This window comes from Rhizobium sp. 2MFCol3.1 (assembly GCF_000377565.1).
GTDB lineage: Bacteria > Pseudomonadota > Alphaproteobacteria > Rhizobiales > Rhizobiaceae > Rhizobium.
This window is the reverse complement of the sequence record NZ_KB898372.1, coordinates 84,913-108,024: the sequence shown is the minus strand read 5'-3', so window position 1 is coordinate 108,024 and position 23,112 is coordinate 84,913. Positions and strand designations below refer to the sequence as shown.

The following is a 23,112-nucleotide window of genomic DNA, read 5'->3' as shown; positions in this document are numbered from 1 at the left end:
CGGCGGAGAGTTTGTAGGAAGTTGGAGCTTTCCAAGCCTCTATGTCGCCCGATATCACGGAGCGACTTTCGGTTATCGATATCAGCGCTCGACGGAGTGACCGTAGCGGTCGATTACGACGAGGCGCTGCGTGACCTCGATCGCGGCGTCGAAGGGCTGGCGCCGTTGAGCGGTACAAATGACGAGGGCTTGGCCGGCGTCGGAAAGAGTATGGTGGTCATGCGTGGCGACGCCGTTAAGACGCATATCGTTTTGTCGGCGGGTCCGGTTGCCCGATTGTGCTCGAGGAGGCCGATCGCGACGAAGAGGATTTCCGTACGGCCATTGGCATCATCGCCCATGAATGCGCGCATGTCGAAGAAAACGCCTTTCGCGAGGACCAATATATCAATGTCCCTTTCACAGCGGATACGATGCCGGCAGGGTCTGCACAGGCCGATCTGTTGCGCATCCTGGTAATACGGATCTAGCCTCTGTAGCCACCCATATGAGCCTGCATCGTTGCGCCGATATATGATTATATATAAACGATCTGAGCGATGCGGTTCTGTATATCAATGTTGCACTCCTCTGCGGAGTATTCTATATATTATCCTGTATCGACGGTGACATGTGATGCAGGATAATGTTCGTGGCATACAAGACAGAGCATATAGCACAGCAATTACGCGCTGCCAGGGAAGGGCAGAAAGTAAGCCAGCGTGAGCTGAGCGCACGTTCGGGCCTGACGCAAAGCCATATTTCCCAGATCGAACGGGGCACGATGGAGCCCGGACTAGGCAGCCTGGTGGATGTGGCGCGTGCACTCGACCTCGAGATCGTACTTGCGCCAAAGAAGCTGATGCCGGCGATCCGCAATATCCTCGATAGCAGCTCGACGTCAAATGACGTCCTTACATCCGACCAGCGCAAACTTGTGGCTCGTCTCGAGCGATGGTTGGCGCAGTTCGGCGATGGGGCTGGAACAAGGGCCGACGCCGACATATTCAAGGATAGCCTGGCCCTCCTTCGGCATTTGCCTTTGACCCCTGACGAGCTGGACATGCTCAAGCGCGCAGCCGACCGCCTGGAGACTTCGCGGGCAGATAAGATGTCACGGCAAGAAATGGGTGCAATCGCGCGCGAGATAAGACAGCTGCGCAACGCCGCAGTGCATCGCGACCGCGATGACGCGGTCCCGCGCTCGGCCTACGCACTGGATGAGGAAGACGATGCCTAAAGTCACGGTGCTCGATGTCAAGCTAAACGGCGAACCAGTCGCCACCCTGACGAAACTGCAGGATGGCCGCTCGATCTTCGCATTCAACGAGGCCTATATCGAAGACGAGAAGCGGCCCACACTCAGCCTGTCATTCAAGGACCCGTTCGGCGCACTGGTTACGAAGTTCCGTCCGTATAACATGGTGGTCCCGCCGTTCCTTTCGAACCTGTTGCCGGAAGGCCCGTTGCGCAAATACCTCGCCGAGCGCGCCGGCGTAAAACAGACGCGGGAGTTTTTCCTGCTCTGGATGCTCGGCCGCGACCTGCCTGGTGCGGTAACGGTACACCCCTCCGACGGCGATGACCTGCCGCCTGATGATGAGCAGGCTTCTGTCGAAGCGCGGCCGAATGCGTTGCGCTTTTCGCTGGCCGGGGTGCAGCTGAAATTCTCGGCCTTCAAGAACACCACGAGGGGAGGTGGCCTGACTATTCCGGCCGAGGGTACAGGTGGATCATGGATCGTAAAGCTGCCCTCCCAGCAGTATAGCGGCGTGCCAGAAAACGAATTCTCAATGATGACCATCGCCGGCATGATGGGCATGGACGTGCCGGAGATCCAGTTGGTCGAGCTGGATGCAGTGAGCGGCTTGCCACAGGGCGTGGGCGAACTGCATGGGCAAGCGCTCGCTATTAGACGTTTCGACCGTACACCAGAGGGCCCGGTACACATCGAGGATTTTGCGCAAGTGTTCGGCGTGAAGCCGGATGACAAGTACAGCAAGGGCAATTACCGGATGATCGCCCGCGTCCTCGGCATCGAGACGAGCACGGCCGACGTGGCGGAGTTCATCCGCCGGTTGGTCTTCAGCGCGCTGATCGGCAATGGTGACATGCATCTGAAAAATTGGTCTCTGATCTACCCCGATCGCCGCACTCCTGCGCTCTCGCCGGCTTACGATTTGCTATCGACCATCCCCTATATCGAGGGAGAGGATACGGCGGCGCTTAACTTCTCACGCACGAAAAGAATGGCGGAGCTATCCAAGGATGAGCTTGCACATTTGGCAGCCAAGTCGGCGCTGTCCGAAAAGCTGGTCCTCGACACAGCACGCGAGACGGTCGAACGGTTTATGGATGTGTGGAAAAACGAGAAAAACAACTTGCCGATGGCCGCGAAAGTGCGCGAGACTATCGATGCACATCTGCCCACAATCGAGCTGTATCGGGAATTCAACGAAGCCACCTAGAAAAATGGCATCACCGGAAGATGATGCCCCACCGCCAAGGATGAAATAATAGATCTATGAAGGGTGCATTTCCGGAAATTTTCGCTACTGGAACAATGTGAATCCTGGAACGACTTCACCATCGGCAAGGTCATGGACCACCGCTACCGTATGCCTTGCGCGGTTTAGGGCAACATAGAGTTTTGCACGGGTTTCGGCTTTCAACGCCGATTGGGCGCCCTTCAGCCAGTCCATCATTTCTTTCGTCGGATAGATAATGACGCGGTCAAAACCGAGCCCCTTGGAGCGTCCGAACGTAAGCGACGGCAGTGCTGCAGATGCAACCTTAACGGCGGAACTCCATCGCAGCTGTACCGGTCGTAGGGTCTTGAGATAGCGTGGCAGATCGTTACGTCGGACGATGTAGAGACCCGCATCATCAGGGACCGGCTGCCTACAGTCGGCGCATTTACATGCAGTCGCTGCGATCGTCTCTTCGCTAACGGCACCAGTGGGCAGCTTCATCAGCATTACAACTTCAATTTATTGAATGCCACACATCACATAATTGGCCTTATCCCGCTCGCCAGCAGAGCGCACAGCCGGATTTTGTCGATCTGCTTTCAGTTAGCATTGCCGAAATGCCGCCGGTTTGCTTTTGGCGGCCAGAGTTTGCGTCCACCGTTTCGCGGCTTAGCGGATATCATCTGGCAAATAGAGCGTCGGACAGGCGACACCGGATCTCGTCTAATAACTGCCGCGGAGGCGCTGTGGCCCGCGCTCCAGACACCAGATCAACAGGATATCGCGGCTGTTACGGGATAGCACATCACCTAAGAGCACGCGCAACTTCTAGATGGAGGATTTGGGCTTCGGGGGTTTGCTACGTCATCTGGTTGAGGGAAAGCGCGTCGGGAAAGGTGGAAATCTCGTCCGCCGGACTTTGCTAACACAAGGCGAGGATAGGCTTTGTGCTAGTGACCGCGACTTTTTATTCGCTGATGAAATATCCTTCTGCCTCAACTGCCTTCGCGACGCGGTCGCGCTCTTGGCCGAAAATCTGCTTCTCGAGTTTCACTGCTTTCCAGGGAACCCATGATTTGCCAGCTGGATGCCCCGGACGAGGGGAATTCTGGTCGGGAACAATTAGATAGGGCCTGTGTGACCCTGCGTGGTCTGTTGAGAAGACGTACGCGTCCATCAATAGTCTCCCACTTTCATTCAATTAAGTGCCTGCTAAAACGTCACGCATGTATCCGGACAGGCACCGCTTTCGACGCGGGCGTTTTCGACAACTCATCATGATGGTCGATCGCGACGAGGACATTGGCCTCGGGATAATAGGCTCCAATCGTCCCGCGCGGAAGATTATGCTCTGACACTTTAAGACCATGAAGCTCGCGCGTGATCCCATCTTCGAAATCGCTCACAAGGGTTACGACTTGACCCTCTGACAGCCCCGCCGACCGAATATCGTCGGCGCACATCAGCACCACATCTCGGGTTCCCTCTATTCCGCGAAAGCGGTCCGAGTATCCGTAGATCGTCGTATTGAATTGGTCGTTTGAGCGCATAGTGATGAGGCGGTAGCGCCCCACGGCATCGCTAAACGCCAAGGCGTTCAACTGCTTAGGCGTGGTAAATACCGCTTTCTTTTCTTCGGTCTTCCAGACGCGCTCGTGTGCCGCGTTGCCGCGATAGAATCCTCCCGGCTGAAACATACGATCGTTATACCGCTCGAATTGATCGGGGTAGGTCGTCTCGATGAGGTCGCGGACAAGGCCGTAATCGCCTGTCCACTCATCCCATTTCAGCGTCGGGCTCGGGGAAACTGTTGCTTTTGCAATACCCGTCACGATCGCAAGCTCGCTTCGAAGGTGCTTGGAGGCTGGCGTACGTTTGCCGACAGATCCCGAGATGTGAGAAAAGCTGTCTTCCGTGGTGACGGACTGCGCGCCTGTCCGTTGCTCGTCGCGCTCCAAACGCGAAAGGCACGGAAGAATGTACGACTTCTTGCCGGGAAAAAGGTGGCTGCGATTAAGCTTCGTCGAGACGACAACGGTCAGTTCCTGCTCGGCCCAAGCGCTTTCCATTGCCTTCTGATCAGGAACGGCGCGGACTAGGTTGCCGCCAAGCGATATGGTCGCTTTGATTTTTCCTGCCATCATGCCCTTCACGGCATCGACGATCGTCACACCATCTTCGGTTGGTGGGTCAAAATCGAAGAGGGATTTCAGCTTGTCAATGGGAATGAGCTTTGCCTTTTCGGCAATACCGACAGTTCGTTGGCCTTGAACATTCGAGTGGCCACGCACCGGACAGCATCCAGCACCCTCGCGGCCAATATTGCCACGCAAAAGAAGGAGGTTGACGACCATCGCAACGTTCAGAGCGCCCTGGGAATGCTGCGTCAGCCCCATCCCGTAGACGCCAATCACGCGCTCCGCGTGAGCGTAGATCTCGCCTGCACGTCTAATCGCATTCTCAGTCAGGCCGCTTTCCGCCTCGATTGTGGTCCAGTCTGTCGATCGAATGAGATCGAGGAAGCTGTCGAAACCTACCGTGTGCTCATCGATGAAGGGAACGTCAAGAAGGCGCGATGCTCCGCTCGCCAAGGCCGCATCGTCCGCTTCGACGATGACCTTACAGAGACCGATGATGGCAGCGATGTCACCGCCAGCGCGAACTTGGAGATATTCATCGCTGATCTGGGTCTCGCGCCCCGTCAGCATATCGACAGGGCTCTGCGGGTTGACGAAGGACACCAGGCCCTGCTCCATGACGGGATTGAAGGTGACGATTTTTGCGCCGCGCTTTTTCGCCTCCTGCAGCGGATGCAGGAAGCGCGGGCTGTTAGACCCAGGATTCTGACCGAAGAAGAAAAAAGCGTCAGCCTTTTCAAGGTCATCCCATACGATGGTTCCGACCGGGGAACCGATCACCTTCTGCAGCCCAACCGACGTCGTCTCGTGACACATGTTCGAGCTTTGCGGTAGGTTATTGTTGCCGTAGGTCCGCGCGAGCAACGCGTAGAGGTAGGATGCCTCCAAGCCAGCATGTCCAGACGAATAGAACACAACGCTTTCGCGCGGGAGGGACTGCAAAGTTCTGCCAATATCTTCGAAGGCGTCTTCCCAAGCGACTTCGACATAGCGATCGGTTTCACGATCGTAATGCAGTGGGTGCGTCAGCCGGCCGGTCTGTTCGAGGTCGTAGTCTTTCCAGTCACGAAGCAACGTTACCGTGTGATCGGTAAAGAAGTCAGGCGTGCATCGCGTGCTCGTCAAGTCCGAGATAGTCGCTTTCGCCCCGTTCTCGCAAAACTCAAATGGATGGTAGTTTACCGGTTTGGGCCACGCGCAGGAAACGCACATCACGCCACCCGGCTTGTTCTGTCGAGCCAGTTCTTCAAGAACCATCGGGGACGGCCGCTCATCACCAACAATACGTGCAATTGATTTGACTGATCCCCATCCGCCAGAGGGGCCTTCGGATTCAGGATCGTGCAGGAGCTCGGTCATAGAAGCTTTCCCATTAGAAAGGACAAATGCGCTGCGTTCATCAAAACGCTCTGGGAGAAGAACCCAGGAGGGATCAGTGGGATGGCTCGTGAAACGGGCAACCGTTGAACTGGGCTCGGAATTCGGCCGAATGGCGGTACGGATCTTTCCGCGCCCGATTTATGTTGCCCAGGGGCTGGTGGGCCGCCAAGCCGGTCCAGACGCTGAAACGCATCTCTTCGTCGACCTTCTGGACGTTCGCATCGCTCCAGCTATCCTGTGGCATCGCAGTGACCGTCGCCACAGTAAAGAAAGGAGAATCTTTCTCTTTCCACTCAACCGTCGGATCCTCGATAGGCTGTTCGTTGATATTGCGACAGAGCTGGACCTGGAATTCCCATACCCCAGTCGTCTCGTGCATTTCTGCCTGAACCGTTTCTCGAATGGCATTGTCTCGGACGCTCGCGTCAATGATGGTGTCCGTCCGCTTTGTCAGGTCAGGCGAAACCGGCTTCAACCTGAATTTGGCAACATAATCACCGTAGCGGAAAGGTGTGACGCTGAAATAAGTCTCGCCCAGTGGATCAGAATTTGGCGCGCCGCCGAGCGATTGGATGGTAGGGCTTGCAACGCCGACTGCCTCAAGACCCTTGTTCATCGTCTGGAGCAAGCTCGACATAACGGTTTTGGTCCCCTCCATTCGGTCTGTCGTTTTGGCGAGAAGCTTCAGACCAGATAGGAATTTCTTGGCGTTTGGCGCCTGGAAGATAGGGCCGTTCACCATGATGAAATCTTGCGTCGAGCCTTCGGCGTCAGAAAGGCGCGGTCCTTCGACTTCCAGCACCTTCATGGCAACGCCTCGAGGCAGAGAAATTGCGTCAGGAAGAATGTCGCCGGCATTGGTCGAGAGGCGCATAAAGACCTTATAGGTTCCGGGTGCTGAAAACATACCTTGGGCGAGCTCAGGCGGCAGGCCGCCTGCGACGGTCATCTCCGCTTCGATGATGCCATGTGCCTTGGCATGCACTGAGCGCACGGCATGGCCATAGTCTTCTGCCGTCTTCTGCATGATGACGTCGAACTGTTCTTTGAGACCGGCAACTGTCTCGATCTCGTCGTCTTCGATGCTCTCGAGCTCAGGCAAATAGCGGATTGGCTGTGATATCGACATAAGATGCTCCACGAAAGACTGGAAACGTTATGAGCGCATCCAAGGTTCCGCATTTTGGCCAGGGGTTAACGATTGCGAGCATTTCTGTCGTTGCGACACCGTTCAGAACAGTATTTGACGTTCTCCCAGCTCTTTTCCCACTTCCTCCGCCATGAAAAGGGTCGTTTGCAAACAGGACAAATCTTCGAAGGCAAGTGGAGTTTTTCCCGACGTTTCGGCACTTTGAGGCTCTCTTGGCACCGGGAAAACGCTCGATGCCCGATCGGTGGGGGCTTTGACGTCCGCGCCGGCTATTTGTTGAAACTTGGCGTTAGCTAGACTCCGGTATCCTTCAGCACTAAAACAATCCAGAAACTGTGGTTGCGAAAGCGTTGTATGGCTCTGAAGGACAATGAACTGCCTGATTACGAGTCGATGAACACGATGCGCAGCGCCGACCCCTTCGTTTGTATGGTTGGCGCCACGCGAACACCGATGGTGATCACCAACCCAAATCTGCCTGATAATCCTATCATTTACGCCAATGCTGCTTTTGTGAAGATGACCGGATATGCAGAAAGCGAGATCTTGGGCAAGAATTGCCGCTTTTTGCAAGGGCTGGCAACCGACGAGTCATCGCTTGTAACCCTAAAAGCAGCGATTAACGCGAGGGCAGAAACCGAAGTCGATCTTTTGAACTATCGGAAGGACGGCACCAAATTTTGGAACAGGCTGCTCGTCACGCCGGTGTTCGATGAGCGAGGGCTCGCCTTTTTTGTAGCGTCTCAGCAGGATGTGACCCTTGAGGTGGAGCAGCTTGCAGCCATCGAGCAACGCAAAGCCGACCTTGAAGCCGAGGTCTTGAAGCGCGCTGAAGAGCTGGAAACCAGCGAGCAACGCCTGCGGCTGGCGCTGGAAGCTGGTAGGCTTGGCATATGGACCATAGACCTTGCCACCAGTGAATTGACAGCCTCAACGGAATGTAAGTCGATCTGCGGTCGAGCGCCAGAAGAACCGCTGACGCTCGCAGACCTGAGATCGTCAATTCATCCTGAGGATCGTCTGCTGCAGGTAGAGGCAATCGATCAAGCGATCGCTGACGGGACGCCGCTTGATGCGGAATACCGACTTGTGACCCCGGCCGGTGAGCTCAGGTGGGTCCAAATTCGTGGACGCGCAAATTACTCGCCGTGCGGCATCCCCTTGTCCATTACCGGTACGACACAGGACATCACATCCAGACGGATTGTACAGGGGCATCGCGCGCTTCTTGCGCGAGAATTGAGTCACCGTGTCAAGAACACGCTGACATCCTTGCAGGCTGTCGTGTCGCAGACAATTCGGCGGGCCGAAACACTCGATGAGGCTGGCTCGACCTTGTCGGCGCGGATCCGCGCGATGGCTGTCGCTAACGATCTTCTTGTCACCGAAGACTTCGGGAGTGCGTCTCTTCGGAACCTTGTGACACGAACTCTTGCTCCATTCGGTGTCGACGATGCAGCACGCTTCACGATTACGGGCGAGGACTTCGATTTGCCTTCTCATGTTGTTCCGGCTTACGCGCTCGTTTTGCATGAGCTTGCGACGAATGCCACCAAATATGGTGCGCTTTGCACTGACACAGGCCACATTGAAATTGAATGGCTCATCGACTCTTCATCGAATGGGCGTGAACTTAACCTTAAATGGCGAGAGAGCGGCGGGCCGCGGGTCACTGCACCCGTCAAGACCAGCTTCGGAACACAACTCATTCAACGTCTTTTGGCAAGCGAAGCCGGGGGCGTAGCGAAAATCTCTTACCTTCCGTCTGGTGTTTCCTTCACCGCGACAGTTCCGATGAGATAAAGAACCAAACGAAAGTGAAAAGAACATTGTGCAGTTGCTTGGAACTCTATCTATCCTGCCAGCATTATCGGTGACATCATCAAGGGAGTCACCATATGGCATTCGTCGAAGCAAAAGATGGCACGAAGCTGCACGTGAAGGACCTGGGCGAAGGCCGCCCGGTCATCCTTATCCACGGCTGGCCATTGACAGGGGATATGTTTGAGTACCAGACATTGGCTCTCCTGGAAGCAGGCTTCAGGGTCATAACTTACGACCGTCGGGGATTTGGGCAGTCAGGACATCCGTCGACCGGATATGACTACGATACATTTGCTGACGATCTAGCTGCCGTAATCGATGGCCTCGAACTGGGAAGTGTCAGTCTTGTCGGCTTCTCAATGGGCGGGGGCGAAATCGCTCGGTATCTCTCACGTCATGGAGCATCGAAAGTATCGAAAGCCGTTCTGGTTGCATCGGTAGCCGGTTACTTGCTTAAAGACGAAAGCAACCCCGACGGTGTCGACGCCAGCGTCTTCGAGGGCATGAAGAAGGACATTCGCAAGGACCGCTTCGACTTCCTGCATAGCTTTGCCAAGACATTCTATGGGGTCGGCTTCGTGAGCAGCCCCGTCAGCCAAGGCGTGCTAGACTGGTCCTTTATTCTTGGCGTCATGGCAAGCCCGAAGGCGACAATCGATTGCGTCGACGCATTTGGCAAGACAGACTTCCGTCCAGATTTCGCAGCCTTTACGATCCCCACTCTCGTCATCCACGGCACAGGCGACAAGACCGTACCGATTGACCCCACAGGCAGAGCGGCTGCAAACGCCATTTCAGGCGCAAAGCTTATCGAATATGAAGGCGAACCGCATGGCTTGTTTGCAACGGTGCCAGAACGCCTTAACGAGGACCTGATCCAGTTTCTGCGCTGAGATGAAAGCGACGGGCGCGTACCGTGTTGCGCCCAACTAAGGCATTCGAGGAGAAATTGCTGCCAGCTCCTAAGCTTTGGAGCTGGTGCGCCGAAACGGTGCATCCTTTGCGGTTCTTGGTCCTCTTCTGCTTGTGCGCTTCAGCTTTGCCTGTAGAGCCGCGCGATCTCGTTGCCCGGCCTTCGCCTCTGCGTCTTTAACGCGCTGTTCTTTTACAGCTGCGCTGTCGGGAAGCTCCTTAACTACCTTGAAATCGAAACCATGGACCGTGATCCGGAGGGCGCGTCCATTTAAATTGGCGAATCTCGTGCCAGCGCTTTTAAAGCGGCCGTCGGTGAGCCAGCGGTGACGTTCGCTAGTCGTCATCGCCAGGATGTCCTCGATTTCCATCGGACGACAGGAGCCGCGCGACTTGAGATACGGTTCTATTAGCAATAGCTGCGGCCGCCGTAACGGCGGTCTTCTCGCTGGCCGGCGTTCGCTGCACATTCCAAGCAATCCGCCCCACGATTCCAATGTCGCCCCCTTTTGAAGCATCTTTCAAGGTTGGTCTGCAGGTGTGAAGTTTCTTGCCTTGAGATCGAGAAGAAAGTAACGCAATGCCTGCGTAGAGAGTGGAGATGCGGCGTGTCCGCGAGATACTGAGATATCGGTTTGAGCAAGGACTTGGGCACAAGTCGATTGCGGTGCGGGTCGCGACTGCGCCGTCGACGGTGCGCGAGACGCTACGGCGTGAAGCGGTTGCTCGCCTGTCGTGGCCTCTTGGTGACGACGTCAGCGGCGCAGTCCTGGAAGCGTCGCTCTACAGGGGGCTAGGACGAAGATAGGCACCGTCTCGCGCCGGAACCAGATTGGGCGCAGGTCCACCGCGAGCCGAAGCGCAAGCATGTGACGCTGCAGATCCTATAGGACGAATACATCGGTCTTCATCCGGATGGTTATCGCTATAGCCGATAAATTGCGATCTTTATCGCGGCTGGGCGTTGAAGCTACCGGTGACGATGCGGCAGAATCATACAGCTGGCGGCTTATTCCAACTTTCCCTCCAAAAAGCAGGTTTCGGCAAGTCAGTGCTTGCCGCATCAATCAGCGCCTTGCCGTGCAAATGACGCCATACTGCGCGTTTTTTGCTGGATGGCGATTGAAATCCTGAGCGCCATCGGTCCATCTGACCGGTCCACGCTCACGCAGTGAACGTTCCCGGCGTCCACCTACTCTATTTTCGCCATTCAGGAGGATTTGCTGATGCGTGCCCGCCCCCCGCGGAGTGCTGACATCAAATCTTTGACGAGTGTCTAGTGTTTGATTTCGTCGATCGCAGGATGACTACACCGACAGCGTGTTCCCTTGATGACGAAGTATCGATCCTCCGGTGTTTTGCGATAGACCTCACTCATTTGAGCCAATGCGTTCCTCAAGCCCGAACTGAACAGACGGCAGGTTGTGCGGAGGCAAATTTGAAGTGTATCGTGCACACACCGCCTCCCCACATTTTAAGCAGGGAGGCGTTAACAGTAGAGATCACGTCACGCTAAACTTAGGGAGATGATCATGCAGTTTGCGGGCCGGCGTCTATTTCTTTTCGCTTTTTCCAAGTGACGACGTCGCGGGGATGCCTTGATATCCAGAAATTGATTGAGCGCTTGCCATTCCCGGACATTGCGAGGCGCCGCCGACGATATCACGGGTTGCCTTTTCGATCCTGTCCCCAATGTCTTTGTCGACATTGCGCCAATACTCGAATGCGCGGACCAAGATTGGCTCGCTGACGCCGTCGGCGAGGTGACCCGAAACATTTTGGACAAAGCGATCGCGTTGTGCGTCGTCCATCACTTCGCGCACCAGCGCGCCAGCCTGGCTCCAATCGTCATCGCCTTCTCGCAAGGTGTAGGCCGCGCGGACCATCTCGCCGTCGGCCAGCCATGTCGCTTCGCCGCCTGTCTGCGGCTGGGCGGCGGGACCTCCATAGGAGTTGGGAGCGTATACCGGATCAAGCGCATTGACCGTGCGGCCTTGTCCTGCTCGCGAATAGGAATGCACCTCGGCTGCTTTGGCCTGGTTAACGGGGATCTGTTTATAGTTCACGCCGAGGCGGGCACGATGTGCGTCAGCATATGAGAAGCCGCGAGCGAGAAGCATTTTGTCGGGGCTAAGGCCGATGCCCGGCACCATATTATTGGGTTCGAATGCCAATTGTTCAATCTGGGTGTCCCAGTCCATGGGATTCGTAGTGAGCGTAAGCTTGCCGACCTCCATGAGGGGGTAGTCACGGTGCGGCCATGTCTTGGTAAGGTCGAATGGATTAATTCTGTACGTCTTGGCTTCATCGAACGGCATCAATTGAAACTTTAGTGTCCAGCTCGGGAATTCGCCGTTGGCAATGTGATTGAACAAATCGCGTCGATGATAGTCGCCGTCCTGCCCTGCCATATTGTCAGCCTGATCCTGGGTTAGGTGAGCGTTGCCATCGCCCAGATCGGTGTGAAAGTGCCATTTTACCCAATACTTTTCGCCCGCTTCGTTGATGAGCATATAGGTATGGCTTCCATAGCCATTCATCTCGCGCCAGTTTTTCGGTACCCCACGGTCGCCCATCAGGTAGGTGACCTGATGGGCACTTTCAGGACTGAGGGTCCAGAAGTCCCACTGCATATCATGATCGCGCAGTCCATTGTCTGCCCGCCGCTTTTGGCTGCGGATGAAATGCTGGAACTTCATCGGGTCACGAATGAAGAAAATAGGCGTGTTGTTGCCTACCATGTCGAAATTACCGTCTTCCGTGTAAAACTTTACCGAGAAACCGCGAGGATCTCGCCAGGTGTCCGGGCTACCGCGCTCTCCGGCGACAGTGGAAAAGCGAACAGCCGTCTCCACCCTCACACCTGGCTGAAGGAATTTCGCTTTCGTAAATTTGGTAACGTCATTCGTCACTTCGAAATGGCCGAACGCCCCGCTGCCTTTGGCATGGGGTTGGCGTTCAGGAATACGCTCGCGATTGAAATTCGCCATTTGCTCGATCAAATAGTGATCGTTTAGTACAATAGGACCATTTGGCCCTATCGTCAGAGAATGCTCGTCACTTTGCACAGGGATGCCTGCATCGGTCGTCGTGCGGGAGGCGGACTTATTGTCGGTCATGATGGCCCTCGAAAGTTCGTGTTGCGCCTAAACTCTATAACGCCATGTCCGTCGTGCGGTTCCATACGACTTGGTCGGTCAGATAAAATACTTGATCCACACCGACTTAACGGTTTTAGGAGAGATAAGGATCCTAATTTACCACGCGAACAAACCCGTTTGTTGTTTCTTGTCGACGTCGGCGGAGACTTGTGAACCAAGAGCTTCGCGGAGATCTCGGTGAGAGACATGCATGGCTTCATGACCCGATATATTAGGCATCATTTTCGAGATGAGCCGGACGCGAGAGGGCTGCGACGTGACGTTGTGACCTCTCGCTGATAAGAAAAGCGCTGTCGGTAGAAATCGAAGGGGCGAAAAATTGGACTTCATGAAATTGCTGAAGTCGCTCGAAGAGCTGCTCTATGAGCTGGTTTCCTGGTTGCTGTTTTATCCGATCACCCTGTGGCGCTCGGTCTCGAGGCCACTCAACATGATGCGTTACGCCGATACCGAGCTCGCCGACAGGCTGGAAGACCAATACGAAGACACACTGAGCCCTCCACTGTTCCTGCTGATTACGCTTTTGCTCTCCCAGGGCCTGTCCGGATTGCTCCCATCAGTCTTTGATCCCACCGAGGCTGCTAGGCAGCTCGGCTCCGGATCGAACCTTCTGATCGCAAGAGGGGTGATCTTTGGCGTCTACCCGCTTTCGATGGCCGTCACGCTGCTTCGATGGAAGAAGGTCCGGATTACCAGAGATACGCTTCGGCCGCCGTTTTTTAGCCAATGCTATGTGGCTGCACCGTTTGCCCTCATCCTCGTACTTGGAATTGACTTGATCAGCATGCCGCGAGCGCAGGGCGTGTTGGCGGGCGCGGTGACTGTCGTTTTGGCTTTGCTTTGGTACGCACAGGCACAGATTCACTGGTTTGTTCAGGATTTGCACATCAGGCCCATCAAAGCGGCGGCTATTTTCACCGGGACGTTCGTGATCGCCACCATCGCCGCACTGGCGGTAGCTCTCATGATCAATGTCGATGCGAGTAGCTTCGGTTCCGCGAAGATTTGATCTAAAGGTTGCCAACTGTGGTGAGGCATTCGAGTTGCGTCAAAAGGCTAGTACTTTGCAAGCCTCAAATCCTGCCGTCACGAATCTAGGTGTTCGCGCTGCCGGAGCCGCGCTCGGAGGCAAAAGCTAGGCGTCTCCTACTTAGACGGGTTCGCGGCCGAACGATCAGCTTAGTCGGATCGCCGATATCCGACACCGCTTTTCTGCGCGCTGTTTTAATCCGCGGGTCCCGAGTTCATGACCCGGTTGACAGCAAATGGACAGGTTGTCGCTCTTATTCATGAGCTCGTCGCCCAAAGCGGGCATCCTAGAGGATTAAAGTCATGACGCTGAAACTTATCGCCGCTCTCGCAATCGCTTCCGCAACGCCGGCTCTGGCGTTCGCCAGCCCCAGCTGCACAACGGAACCAAAGTCCAAGTGGATGTCTGAGGCAGCCATGAAGGCGAAGATTGATACGCTTGGCTACAAGGTCAAGACCTTCGAGATTACCGGCAACTGCTATGAGATCTACGGTAAAGACAAGAACGGTGAGCGCGCCGAGGTCTATTTCAATCCGGTTTCCGGCGACATCGTCCAGAAGGGTGACTGATCCATGACAAAGATTGGCTCCAGTGCGGAGGGCGGATCGCCCTCCAACATAGCGCCGCGAACGATCAAGGTCTGGGACCCGATCGTTCGCATTTCCCATTGGACGATCGTCGCCGCTTGCACGCTCAACCTCTTCATTCTGGAAGAGGGTAAATACTGGCATCGCGTGACGGGATATGTGGTTGCCGGGGCAATCATCGTTCGGCTTATATGGGGATTTGTCGGCACGAAGCATGCGCGATTTAGCGATTTCCTGCCTACGCCTACCAAAGTCAAAAGGCAGCTCTTCGGAATAGTGACGCGCAACGAGAGCCGCTATATCGGCCATAACCCGCTTGCTTCCATCATGATGCTGGTGCTGATCGGGTTACTCGCCGCCACGGCGCTGACCGGTTGGATGACGACGCTCGACGCCTTTTGGGGCGAAAAGTGGCTCGAGCAATTGCATGGAACCATCGCCAACAGTATTATGGTACTGGTGTTCATTCACGCAGGCGCCGCCATCGTCGAGAGCTACAGACATCGGGAAAATCTGGTGTGGTCCATGGTAACAGGTCGAAAGAAGGCATGAGGATCCTGCTGATCGAGGATAGTACCCGACTCCGCGAGCTTATCAGCGAAACCGTAAGGGATATTGGCTGGAAGATCGATGCGTTTGCAACGGCTGAACTTGGCCGGTCGGCTCTAGAAGACCAGGATTATGACCTGGTCCTCCTTGATCTTGGTCTGCCGGATGAGGATGGCATAGATGTCCTGAAATCTTTGCGTGACGCAAAGGTGCAAACACCGGTGCTTGTCCTGACAGCGCGGGGCGCGGTCGACGAGCGTATCGTCGGGCTCGATGCGGGCGCCGACGATTATCTAACTAAGCCGTTTCACAATGGAGAACTGATCGCCCGAATTCGCGCCCTCATGCGTCGGGCGCCGGCAACCTTGATGCCTGTCCTTGAATACGGCTCTCTCCAGATGGATGTTGCATCGCGTCGCGTTATGTGTGCGGACACCGAAATTGGCCTCGCTCCCTCGGAAAAGGGGCTACTCGAGCTTTTGATGCGCAATGGCGGCAAGGTCGTTGCGAAAGCCAAGATCGAGCATGCCTTTTCGGAGTTCGGGGATGAAAGAAGCACCAATGCCGTCGAGCTTGCCGTCTCGCGGCTTCGCAAGAAATTGGATGGTCATCCGTCGGGGACGGCAATTGAAACCATCAGGGGCGTCGGATACATGATTCGCGAGTTGCTCGATTGAGCCGCAACCGTCCGACGCTCGGTGCCATCTTGACCAAACGCATCGCGTTCTTTGCTGTTCTCGCCATGCTCGTGCAGCTTGCGGTCGTCACCTCCGATTACTATTGGAATGTCGGTGAGCTATCTCGGCTCTACGTAGAGCAGGAGACCCAGCGGCTCTCTGAGGGCATTTCCGTTGTTAATGGAGATGTTCGCTACGAACTTCCAGACACGATGAGGGATCGCTATCGTCAGGACGGCGACGGATACCTCGCACGGATTCGTGCGGCCGACGGCACTCTCGTGTTTGAGTCCTGCGATGCGGCCTGCGAGGACCGGTTTCTTCCCAAAGACATCGACAGGCCGGATTTCTGGCTCCGGTCGCTGAAGTCTGGCAAGCCGCTTACATTGGTTGGTGGGCGGGCATTCGTCATCGGCGACGAACGGTTTCTGATTGATGTGGCAACTTTGGGCGACCCGCAGGAGGTTGTGACCCATGTCTTGTGGAACGAAATTATCGAACACCTCATCGTACCGATGAGCATCTTGCTGGTACTCGTGCTTGGCGCCACGTTGCTTTCGGTCCGCCAGGCACTCAGGCCGGTGCGGGCTGCCGCCGACGCAGCTGACCAGATCGACCCTATGGACGCTCGCTCGCATGTAAAATTCGACGAAATGCCGCGCGAGGTCGCTCATCTTGCTGTTGCCGTGAACCGGGCTTTCGATCGGGTTGCGGAGCTTATGAGGTCGCAGAAGACGCTAACATCAGGAATTGCGCATGAAATCCGCACGCCACTCGCTGCCATGAAGCTGGAGCTTGGCCATATCGATCATCCGCGCGCGCGTATGGTGGAAGCAGACCTCGATGATCTCGTGCGTTTCGTGTCCCAGTTGACGACGCTTGCCCGCCTTGAAAGCTTCGATCACGGCGCGTTTGAAACTGTCGATCTCGTTGCTCTTTCAGCATCTGCCGTCGAGCAAGTCGCACCGTGGGTTTACGAGAATCAGCATTCCGTTGAGTTGATCACCGCCGGCGAAACGGCAGTGGTCCAGGGAATTCCCGCGCTGCTGCGCGACGCCATCCGCAATCTGGTCGAAAACGCCGTCCGCCACACGCCGGATCAGTCCCATATCATCGTCCGGGTCGGACCTAATCTTATTGAAGTTCAAGATTGCCGGCCGGCCGCTGTTGGCCGGTCTGAGGCGAAGCCGAAGGCCGACAGTCTGGGGATCGGGTTGAAGATAATCGCGCGCATCGCTGAGATCCACCGCGGTGAACTGCAACGGTCGACGTCGGCAACTGGGTCTATTTTCGCAATGGCCTTCCAGTCTTGAGGGTTCGGGCCTTTTGTCCGTTTGTGCTCCGACGCAGCATTTCAGCGCGGTAGCGACTATCTTAGGTCCGCGAAGATGTCGGCAGCTTGGCGCCGGATCTCAGGACGGCTGTCATCGCCCATTCTCGGCCAGGTCGCAGCACGGGCTCGACCTCGCCGCTGGAGGAGCCAGCCTTATCAAGGTCGTTGATCTTTGTGTGTCGGACTTTGTAGACGGCGCCTCGTAATTCATCGGTAAAATGGCGCATCGCCGAGAAGATGAAGGCGATCTTCTTCTTGTGATGACCAACATAGTGCCTGGGCCATCACCTTACACATAAGAACGGTGTCGCGGCTTTGGCTGCGCCGACCAGCGCCGATGTACCCGGAGACAGCTGGTCTCCAGGGTGACAATCAGCCTCGACAAACTCTTTATTATGAGAATCTCTTGGCAGGCCGCCACGCGACGTGCGTGGGGTCAGATTGCCTTGCCGATCAGCGCGCCGACAAGGCCTGTGGTCACCATAGCCAACGCTCCCCAGAACGCTACCCGGATTGTCGGTTTGACAATGCCGGCGCCCCCCACCTTGGCACTTACGGCACCAAGCCCGGCGAGAAACAGCAGGGAAACGATCGGGATGGCGACCTGCATCGCATCCGGCGGCGCCAAAAGTGCCGTCAGCACAGGCACGATAGCGCCGGCCGAGAATGTGAGAGCAGATGTCAGGGCAGCTTGAACAGGCTGTGCTGTAGACGTGTCGTTGATGCCGAGTTCATCTCGTGCGTGAGCGGCTAGCGCGTCATGGGCCATCAGCTTCTTGGCGACTTCAAGTGCCAATTCTTTCGAGACGCCACGGGCTTCATAAATTTTGGCAAGTTCGATAAGCTCGCGCTCCGACTGTGTTTCGAGCTCCCGTCGTTCGCGGGTGAGGTCTGCAGCCTCGGTGTCAGCTTGCGAGCTTACTGAGACAAATTCTCCTGCTGCCATCGCCATGGCACCTGCGGCGAGCGAGGCAAACCCCGCAACAAGTACCTCAGACGTTGAGGTCGATGCTGATGCGACGCCGACCATGAGGCTGGCTGTCGAGATGATCCCGTCATTCGCGCCAAGGACGGCCGCCCTCAGCCAGCCAATCCTTTCGATCGCATGCCGTTCTATATGCCCGTGCATCGCCCACCGTGCCGCTTACATAGATTAGAAGTATTCTAATAATTTATAGCGCTAGCGGCAACAAGTCCAGGCGCACCGCTGCTTTCTTGCGCTAGGGCATCTCTCTGACCCGTCGCCGACGCATCGAGATTGCAAGCCTGATCGAGGCGCAAGAGCGGCTTGGAAGCCTCCTCACGGTTATGTTGGGGAACGCCGGGGCCGTCGACGTCAAACCCGATCGTCAGCCACTTGGCGCCGTGCTCGGCCTCGATGTTGAGGGTCTTGGCGTAGCGGCGTGCGTTCGCTGCAAGGGATGGAACGGCGAGAGGCAGCTGGCGATGGCTTCTGACTTCAAAAGCTACGCGTGCTATCCCCGGTTAGCTTGGCAGGCGGCCCGAATGAAAACCACAATCTTTCTTGCGCCAATATCTCCCGCGCGGTGCCGATTGCCGGCGCAGAGCCAGGCCAAGCTTAGTGCTATCGCGACGCAACTCAACGAACGGCCAAGGAGAAGCTTGCGCATTCAAACGCCAAGCCCGAGAGGTATGCAGAGTGCGCTGCAGGGGTCCGTTGAACCCACCACGCAATATGGGTATCGCTTGCAGACCACCCATGCGCGAAACCGGCGGCTTTGCAATCGTGAGACAAGTTCTCTCTGAACAGGGAGACCGCACTGAATGCCTCAGCGCGGTCTCGGCCATGCCATCAAAACGCGCGCTGAAGCCGGAAGAATCCCGTCGTCACTTCGCTGCCCTGATCTTGTTCCAGGCGGTTCACTGTTGCCTTAACATATAGATTCTCGACGAGTTCATAATCGATCGTGACGCCGACCTTCCACCCGTCGTTGTCGTCGTTGAAGTCACCACCGATGATGCCGTAGTGACCGTAGTACTGGAACCCTGGGGTGATCTTTATCTTTTCAGTCGCGGTAATGGCGTATTGGACTGCGGCGATCCATTCGGCCGTCTGGTAGTACGAATTCGGAGCGCTGGAATAAATTCCGGCCAAGCCAAGTGTTCCTGGCCCCATGGCTACGTTACCCATAACGCGAATTGCGCCGTCTTGGTTGTCAGTGTCGTAGCCACCCGTGATCTGGTAGCTCAGTGCACCGACCTTGCCGCCAACAGCGAAAGCAATGCCGACGTTATTGGGAGCCTCGCCCGCACTGTAATACCCATCTTCGAGTTCGTCGACGCTTACCCCGGTATAGAAGTTGTTGGACTCATACTGATAGCGCATTGCATTGTGGAGAGTGACCTTGCTCTTGATGTCGTCGGTATCGCCGGAGAGGTCATCGTCCCACCAACTATAGAACAGGCCTGCGCGCAGACCTGCGATGTCGACGTATGCAGAGTCGAGCTTCGTGGCCTGTCCAAAAGCGTTGTCTGCATTGATCTGGAATACGAGCACGCCAGTTAGCGCCCCGTACTCCGTGTCGCTTTTTGCAGTGACCTGGAGCTGACCGCGAGTGAAGACGTCCCAGTCCGAGGTGCCTGAAGTCGAAGCGTTCGCAGTCACCGCGTTTGGTCCGGCATTTGCCTGGAAACGAATATAGCCATGAATTTTCAGGCAGGTCTCAGTCCCAGGAATGTAGAAATACCCGCTCCCGTGCGCATCGCAGATGCGTACGTATTCAACAGTTTCGGGTTCAGCAACGACGATCGCGTCAGCGGCCTGTGCACTCGAAAGAGCGGCCAGTGCTGCGGTCCAACAAATCAGAGCTGTTGTGATTTTCATAGTGGTTCAATCTTCTTCCGAATGGGCACAGAGGATCATGGCAGAAATTGAATCCGCTATTCCCGTGCCGCTAGGTTTGTATCGAAGGCGTGCGCTCAGGCGCGCCGGGTAGATCTTCAGTGAAAAGATCTGGTCAGCTGCTGATTATGACGTGAGACATAAGCGGATCTCCCCTAATCCTTTGAGTTTGTCTATTGCAACATCGGTAATCGAGGCGGGGTCGTGCTCACGTGAGCATCATTACTTGCCGAACGTCACCGCTTCCCCAAGCTGACTAGCTGCATTTGCGCTGAATTCACAAATATGAAATCGCGCGAACTAATAAGCGTCAAATATAGAAACTAAGTCTGCCTCAAGCCGCAGTCAGCGCATGAAGATAGCCGTCTTCGGTAGACAACAACGACGACCCTCACGATGAATGACGCAATGAAGATGTACGCGGGCGCGTTGCGCCGAGCGTTGATCGTCTGACGCAATGGGCTCGCGTATAATCGAAAGTGCCGGCGTGTGGACGACCGCGGCGTGACGCGAAGTGCTGGTTGGAATTAAGACACGGCTGTCGAACGGCTACCATTGGCTTGTCCAAAACGTGCAAGCATTTGGCGCAATTCTATGAGATTTTTACTTTGCGAGGCATTGTCTCTAATAGAAATCCTACGCGATCAGGTCCACATGTCAGCTGTTGAACGACATGTGGAGACGAAGATGTATTTCGAACTCAAGGACGCGACCGCCGATATCCTTGCAAAAAGCCGCCGTCAAGGCGAGCTGTGCGATCTGCCTCTCGACCTAATTTCATCCGAAGCCGAAGCGTATGACATCCAGGCGGCCGCGCAGGACGCTCTCGGGTTTGAACGCAAGGGCTACGCGATTGTTGGGTCGAGCAATGGCTCGCGTAGAACGCTCGGCTTGGAAAAGCCAATCTTCTCCGAGATTCCCGGCTCATCGCTTCTGTCGAACACGAGAGAGTTCCATCTCCCCGAAGGCGTTATTGGCGTCCAGTGCGAATTTGTGTTCACCATGCTGCGTCAGTATCCTGACGCCGGAGAAGACATTGATCTATCAAACGTGGGCGACGCCGTACTGACCTGCCGCCCTGCGATCGGGGTTCTAGGCCGGAGAACGCGCCGGCCGTTCGCAGGCGATAACGTAGCCATCGCGGACTATGGTCTTCATGTTGCGACCCTTTGCGGAGATCATATGAAAGAATTCGCGCCCTCCAGTCTGTCCGAAATCGAGGTCACGACCTTTCTTTTTAAAGAGACTGTCCTGATGGGCAAGGCGTCGTCCGTCATGGGCAATCCGCTGCATGCGGTTGCCTGGCTTGCGGGTGAACTACAGGCGAGAGGACGCTGCCTCGAACCGAACGACATAGTTGCGACCGGCTCCTGCACCACGATCCTTCAAGTGTGGCCGCGACAGCACTTGGCCGCTGATTTTGGCCCGCTCGGCCAGATCGAATGTATCTTCAACTAAGGGAAACACGAACAACGTGATGCGTGCGCAACAAAAACCGTTCGTCATAGAGGTTCGAAGAAGGAGACCCTTGCCAGTCAAAAATCTCGCCTCGCCACCCGGCAAACCCAAACGACCCGTCGGCTTCTCTGCAAGCTACTTCGGCGCCCGTGAGGCGCAGCCGTCCGCATAGTACTTCTTACCAGACGTGAATTCGCGCTCAGGTCCGATTGTAGCTTTAGTCGACGGCAGGCCGGCTCGCGCGTCCGCCGCCGTAAGCTATGGACGTCGGTAGTCGTTCGCAGGCGTCCCACGGCGGTACGGAGCCGGCCGCCTCCCAAAGCGCTTCGCCCTTTTCCAATTGACGGCGTCAAGCCGACCGATCGCCATGTCTATCATGGGTTTTGGAGCAGTCAGTTGAAACCGCCTCTGTTTCCATGCTGGTCGGCCCGATCGCGCTCGTATGCTTTCTGGTCATGGACGTGGGGACTGTGGCACCTCGCTTACGTCAGACGATCTTTGCCGCCCTCAACTCATCCAATACCACGTCATCGACTTAATAACCCATGCCGGCTTCGCCGGTCTATTGATCTCGGCGCCGCATTTCTGACGGTGACATACACTGAAGCGCTTAGAGCCGATCCAAGGCATTTCAGCAGAAAGCCAGTTCAAGTAGCGTGATTGTTTGCAGGAGAGGCAATGTCCGCCAGCGATACATAAGCAACCGGTAGAGAGTACCCGCAACGCCTCTCTGGTCTCGAGTGTCGCCGTGACCCTTGTTGCCATCACGTCAACAATTGGAAGGATGAACGTCATGTTCAACCAGCATTCAGGACAATGCGCTAGTGTGAGTTCATTCCGGAGTGGCCTTGACGCGGTTTTGGTCCGACCCGGACTCGGAGCATGGCAATGTTGAAAAGATCCATCACTTTGGCACTTATTGCCGCTGCAATAGCCGTCCCCGTATCGCTTGCTGCAGGGACAGTTGAAGCACAGGAATACTATGGTCGAGGCTGGCAGGACAATCGTGGGTGGGGCGGCCCCCCGCCCGAATGGGGTCACTATCACCGCCATCACGATTACGGCGGCGTGATTGCCGGCGGCATTGCGGCCGGATTGATCGGTGGCCTTATCGGTAGCGCGATCGAAGACAGCGGCCAACGCAACTATGCACCGCCGCCCCCTGAGCCAGAGTGCTGGTATCAGCGCCAAACTGTGCAGGATCGCTATGACGACGGCTACCACGTAGAAAGGGTGCGAGTGTGCAACTGACGGCTTGACGCGTATTCAGCTCGCCGTGGCAGGGTGCCATAAGCCTTCGTCGGAGCGCCCAAAACGCCCGCCTCCTGTCAAGGGACGGGCTGCCGGCTGGGTAGTGTGCGTAAAACGCGAAGGGGATTGCAACATGCCGCACACGGCAGGCGTCTGGCTGTTGCCAATTCTATGCGTGCGATCTAAACGAGCAACCCTCCTCGTGTGATGTGCGACTCTACGATCTGAACCAGTTATCGCGCGTCCGTCACGATCGAACTATGTTACGCAAGTCACATCCCAGAAATTAGGCCTATCCTAGGCTTTGAGACCGGCTCTTCGATAGAATTGCGAGTCGACAGGGTTCGAC

At 56.0% G+C, this 23,112-nt stretch carries 22 protein-coding genes and 2 pseudogenes; 12 read left to right on the top strand and 12 right to left on the bottom strand.

The window, feature by feature from the left end:
- Nucleotides 1-81: 81 nt before the first annotated feature.
- Nucleotides 82-246, bottom strand: a complete 165-nt coding sequence (locus D460_RS36675) for a hypothetical protein (protein ID WP_018901822.1) — start codon at nucleotides 244-246, stop codon at nucleotides 82-84.
- Between the two features lie 385 nt (nucleotides 247-631).
- Here D460_RS36675 and D460_RS0127455 point away from each other — a divergent pair, with 385 nt between their 5' ends.
- Entirely contained in the window at nucleotides 632-1,219 is a 588-nt protein-coding gene (locus D460_RS0127455) for a helix-turn-helix transcriptional regulator (RefSeq protein ID WP_026283609.1), read from the top strand.
- Complete coding sequence (locus D460_RS0127450) at nucleotides 1,212-2,447, top strand: type II toxin-antitoxin system HipA family toxin (protein ID WP_018901819.1); 1,236 nt, start codon at nucleotides 1,212-1,214, stop codon at nucleotides 2,445-2,447. The genes D460_RS0127455 and D460_RS0127450 overlap by 8 nt, the downstream gene beginning before the upstream one ends.
- 84 nt (nucleotides 2,448-2,531) lie before the next feature.
- Here D460_RS0127450 and D460_RS0127445 read toward each other — a convergent pair whose 3' ends face one another.
- From D460_RS0127445 to D460_RS35515, 5 genes are all read right to left on the bottom strand, one after another.
- A complete protein-coding gene (locus D460_RS0127445) occupies nucleotides 2,532-2,957 on the bottom strand; it encodes a hypothetical protein (protein WP_018901818.1) in 426 nt (141 codons plus the stop codon).
- Nucleotides 2,958-3,417: 460 nt separating this feature from the next.
- A complete protein-coding gene (locus D460_RS36195; protein ID WP_155947870.1) occupies nucleotides 3,418-3,627 on the bottom strand; it encodes a hypothetical protein in 210 nt (69 codons plus the stop codon).
- A gap of 43 nt (nucleotides 3,628-3,670) precedes the next feature.
- Nucleotides 3,671-5,947 carry an FdhF/YdeP family oxidoreductase gene (locus D460_RS0127435; RefSeq protein ID WP_026283608.1) on the bottom strand — a complete coding sequence of 759 codons (2,277 nt, stop codon included), beginning with the start codon at nucleotides 5,945-5,947 and terminating at the stop codon, nucleotides 3,671-3,673.
- Nucleotides 5,948-6,020: 73 nt separating this feature from the next.
- Entirely contained in the window at nucleotides 6,021-7,097 is a 1,077-nt protein-coding gene (locus tag D460_RS0127430) for a catalase family protein (RefSeq protein WP_018901816.1), read from the bottom strand.
- A gap of 65 nt (nucleotides 7,098-7,162) precedes the next feature.
- Complete coding sequence (locus tag D460_RS35515) at nucleotides 7,163-7,318, bottom strand: DUF2256 domain-containing protein (RefSeq protein WP_081619992.1); 156 nt, start codon at nucleotides 7,316-7,318, stop codon at nucleotides 7,163-7,165.
- Between the two features lie 154 nt (nucleotides 7,319-7,472).
- On the opposite strand from D460_RS35515, the gene D460_RS0127425 reads away from it, so the two are divergent.
- Both D460_RS0127425 and D460_RS0127420 read left to right on the top strand, forming a co-directional pair.
- Complete coding sequence (locus tag D460_RS0127425; protein WP_018901815.1) at nucleotides 7,473-8,921, top strand: HWE histidine kinase domain-containing protein; 1,449 nt, start codon at nucleotides 7,473-7,475, stop codon at nucleotides 8,919-8,921.
- A 95-nt stretch (nucleotides 8,922-9,016) separates the two neighbouring features.
- A complete protein-coding gene (locus tag D460_RS0127420; protein ID WP_018901814.1) occupies nucleotides 9,017-9,835 on the top strand; it encodes an alpha/beta hydrolase in 819 nt (272 codons plus the stop codon).
- A 69-nt stretch (nucleotides 9,836-9,904) separates the two neighbouring features.
- Here the strand turns inward: D460_RS0127420 and D460_RS34000 are convergent, their stop codons facing one another.
- The gene (locus D460_RS34000) at nucleotides 9,905-10,225 is read right to left on the bottom strand and encodes a hypothetical protein (RefSeq protein ID WP_018901813.1); all 321 of its coding nucleotides are present in this window, start codon (nucleotides 10,223-10,225) and stop codon (nucleotides 9,905-9,907) included.
- Between the two features lie 230 nt (nucleotides 10,226-10,455).
- Here D460_RS34000 and D460_RS35510 point away from each other — a divergent pair.
- Nucleotides 10,456-10,860, top strand: a pseudogene (locus D460_RS35510) (IS21 family transposase); the annotation flags it as partial.
- Nucleotides 10,861-11,407: 547 nt separating this feature from the next.
- On the opposite strand, the gene D460_RS33995 reads toward D460_RS35510, so the two are convergent.
- Entirely contained in the window at nucleotides 11,408-12,973 is a 1,566-nt protein-coding gene (locus D460_RS33995) for a catalase (protein WP_018901812.1), read from the bottom strand.
- A gap of 370 nt (nucleotides 12,974-13,343) precedes the next feature.
- On the opposite strand from D460_RS33995, the gene D460_RS0127405 reads away from it, so the two are divergent.
- The 5 genes from D460_RS0127405 to D460_RS0127385 all read left to right on the top strand — a co-directional run bounded on the left by D460_RS0127405 (nucleotide 13,344) and on the right by D460_RS0127385 (nucleotide 17,171).
- Nucleotides 13,344-14,024, top strand: a complete 681-nt coding sequence (locus D460_RS0127405; RefSeq protein WP_245267821.1) for a permease — start codon at nucleotides 13,344-13,346, stop codon at nucleotides 14,022-14,024.
- A gap of 323 nt (nucleotides 14,025-14,347) precedes the next feature.
- Nucleotides 14,348-14,614, top strand: a complete 267-nt coding sequence (locus D460_RS0127400) for a PepSY domain-containing protein (protein WP_018901810.1) — start codon at nucleotides 14,348-14,350, stop codon at nucleotides 14,612-14,614.
- A gap of 3 nt (nucleotides 14,615-14,617) precedes the next feature.
- Nucleotides 14,618-15,184 (top strand): cytochrome b/b6 domain-containing protein, encoded by a 567-nt coding sequence (locus D460_RS0127395; protein WP_018901809.1) that lies wholly within the window; start codon nucleotides 14,618-14,620, stop codon nucleotides 15,182-15,184.
- Nucleotides 15,181-15,858, top strand: a complete 678-nt coding sequence (locus D460_RS0127390) for a response regulator transcription factor (RefSeq protein WP_018901808.1) — start codon at nucleotides 15,181-15,183, stop codon at nucleotides 15,856-15,858. Before D460_RS0127395 ends, D460_RS0127390 begins: the two co-directional genes overlap by 4 nt.
- On the top strand, nucleotides 15,855-17,171 hold the full coding sequence (locus D460_RS0127385; RefSeq protein WP_018901807.1) for an ATP-binding protein: 1,317 nt from the start codon (nucleotides 15,855-15,857) through the stop codon (nucleotides 17,169-17,171). The genes D460_RS0127390 and D460_RS0127385 overlap by 4 nt, the downstream gene beginning before the upstream one ends.
- Before the next feature lie 61 nt (nucleotides 17,172-17,232).
- On the opposite strand, the gene D460_RS35505 is transcribed toward D460_RS0127385, so the two are convergent.
- The 4 genes and pseudogenes from D460_RS35505 to D460_RS0127370 all read right to left on the bottom strand — a co-directional run bounded on the left by D460_RS35505 (nucleotide 17,233) and on the right by D460_RS0127370 (nucleotide 20,036).
- Nucleotides 17,233-17,418 (bottom strand): hypothetical protein, encoded by a 186-nt coding sequence (locus D460_RS35505; RefSeq protein WP_026283607.1) that lies wholly within the window; start codon nucleotides 17,416-17,418, stop codon nucleotides 17,233-17,235.
- 209 nt (nucleotides 17,419-17,627) lie between these two features.
- Nucleotides 17,628-18,320, bottom strand: a complete 693-nt coding sequence (locus D460_RS0127375) for a VIT family protein (RefSeq protein ID WP_018901806.1) — start codon at nucleotides 18,318-18,320, stop codon at nucleotides 17,628-17,630.
- A gap of 83 nt (nucleotides 18,321-18,403) precedes the next feature.
- Nucleotides 18,404-18,619, bottom strand: a pseudogene (locus D460_RS37210) (two-component sensor histidine kinase); the annotation flags it as partial.
- A gap of 385 nt (nucleotides 18,620-19,004) precedes the next feature.
- Complete coding sequence (locus D460_RS0127370; RefSeq protein ID WP_018901804.1) at nucleotides 19,005-20,036, bottom strand: porin; 1,032 nt, start codon at nucleotides 20,034-20,036, stop codon at nucleotides 19,005-19,007.
- Between the two features lie 705 nt (nucleotides 20,037-20,741).
- Here D460_RS0127370 and D460_RS0127365 point away from each other — a divergent pair.
- Complete coding sequence (locus tag D460_RS0127365) at nucleotides 20,742-21,512, top strand: hypothetical protein (RefSeq protein WP_018901803.1); 771 nt, start codon at nucleotides 20,742-20,744, stop codon at nucleotides 21,510-21,512.
- 888 nt (nucleotides 21,513-22,400) lie between these two features.
- The gene (locus D460_RS35500; protein ID WP_018901802.1) at nucleotides 22,401-22,763 is read left to right on the top strand and encodes a hypothetical protein; all 363 of its coding nucleotides are present in this window, start codon (nucleotides 22,401-22,403) and stop codon (nucleotides 22,761-22,763) included.
- The last annotated feature ends 349 nt before the right edge of the window (nucleotides 22,764-23,112 follow it).